This is a genomic window from Deltaproteobacteria bacterium GWC2_65_14, assembly GCA_001797615.1.
Taxonomy (GTDB): Bacteria; Desulfobacterota; Deferrimicrobia; order Deferrimicrobiales; family Deferrimicrobiaceae; genus GWC2-65-14.
In genome coordinates this window covers 1-1,846 of record MGPV01000004.1, presented here as the reverse complement: position 1 = coordinate 1,846, position 1,846 = coordinate 1, and the positions used below count along the sequence as shown (strand labels likewise).

General features: G+C 47.2%; 1 pseudogene (cut by a window edge). It reads left to right on the top strand.

The features are described 5' to 3' along the window. Positions 1–23 (top strand): annotated as a pseudogene (locus tag A2X88_02890) (integrase) (it extends 967 nt beyond the left edge of the window). The last annotated feature ends 1,823 nt before the right edge of the window (positions 24–1,846 follow it).

Sequence of the window (1,846 nt, the reverse complement as noted above, 5' to 3'; positions counted from 1 at the left end):
GTAGCCCGGCAGACTTTCCGTGAGGGTCCCCGCAGCCTTTCCCTTCCTGAATTAGGCTGTCCCCTCCGCAGTCTATCCCTTCGCCCCCACACCTGCGAACCCCCACCTATCCATAGGGTTTTGAAAGACTTCTTTTGGAATTACATGTCTCCTCCTATTAAAAACCATGGCTCTTTCAGCCGCATTTCACCCTTTTTCTTATGTTCTTACACGGTTCTGTCTAATTCGCGTTAGCCAGACATCTATAAACTTGGAATGAGACAAATAATGAGATGGAGGTGATAAATGAGAAAGGTAATTGGCATTGTGCTATTCATCGCGGCCTTATTCTGCATCACGGGAGGGAATCCATATTTTGTAACAAACATGATCAATGCGCAGATCTTGGGTGGCTATGCATTCGGACTAATACTGTTAATCGTTTCGTCGAGAATGTTTGAGAAACAATATTTTACTATCGTAATTGGATTAGCCACATTTATATCTGGACTACACCTACTGGTTTTTGTACATATTATAAATCTGTCTTCAGATGATAATATCAAAGGGGTATTGCTTGGATGTGCATTCATAGCGGTGGGAGCTTCAATGATTTTAATATTTATCCGTAAACGAAAAAAATTGATAATAGCTGACAGATAATTCAACCGTGCCTAAGTTGAGTAGGCCTATATTTTCTCGTCGCTGGCTAACAACAGGCTGAAGCTGACGGCTGCCCTTCTAACTACTTGTGGCCCCGCAGCTTAGCCTGAGCGTTGGGCTGACTTGTTAAGGCTTAGATTCTTTCTCGGAGGGGGATCGGCCACACCACCAAGCTGGACCTGATCCGGAGGTCTTGTGGTTTACCAGGCCGCATCAACAACCAGATCGTCGCCCTTCAGCACGCTGCATCTCTTACCATCCTCTGTTCCAGGACATCGCTTTTCATCTGTGCACCGCTCTGCTTCAATACGAAGCAGGTTCGTTCTTCGGTTGTCGGTGCCATTCACCAGGAAGCAGGAGCACCCCAACTACTGCTTGAAGCTGGCGGCTCCTTCGGCGGGCACGCTTTTTGGTGAGCGGTCGGCGGGAAAAAGCGCGCCCGCCTCGGCCCGCAGCTTAAGCGCGCGTTAGGTTGACGTTTTTGAACTACGGCCGGGCATTAGGAGAGATGTCATGGACGTGAATGCATTGATGGTTTTCCTTATCCCGAATGCCCGGCGATGGATAACCGATCAACGTAATAAGCATCGACCCCATTCTTCGGCGCTTACGCCGCAAACTATAAGATCCTTACACCAATATTTCCGACACGTTACTCTGGAGCGAGCCCAGATAAGGATTGTTGATCAGATAGAAAACCCACCTTTTTATACAGATCTTATAAAGATGGGAATCGAAGGGCTTATAGATTTTCGAAAAATGGCAGGAATTACTTTCGATGATACTATATTAATCAACAAGCTGTGTTCAGGAATTCCACCTCCTTTGACACTTATGTTCCACGAATTTGTTCATGTTGCTCAATACGGTCTGTTGGGTGTCGGCGAGTTCGCAAGGCAATATGTTCTGGGGTGGGCGGAGAACGGATTTTCATACGAATCTATCCCCTTAGAATTTGAAGCATTTGCACTTCAAACACAATTTGAACGGTCGCCCCAGTCTTATTTTTCTGTCGAAGAGGTCATTGAGAAACGACAAGGCATCATTCATTGAACGCAACCTAACAACAGGCTGAAGCTGACGGCTACCCGCCGAAAGTCCTGAGGCCCCGCAGCTGATATGGGTTGACCGGTCAAGTGTAAATTTCGGGGTCTGTGTTTTTTCGCTCTTTGGTCTTGTACCTCCTTTTGCGGCGGGACGGGGC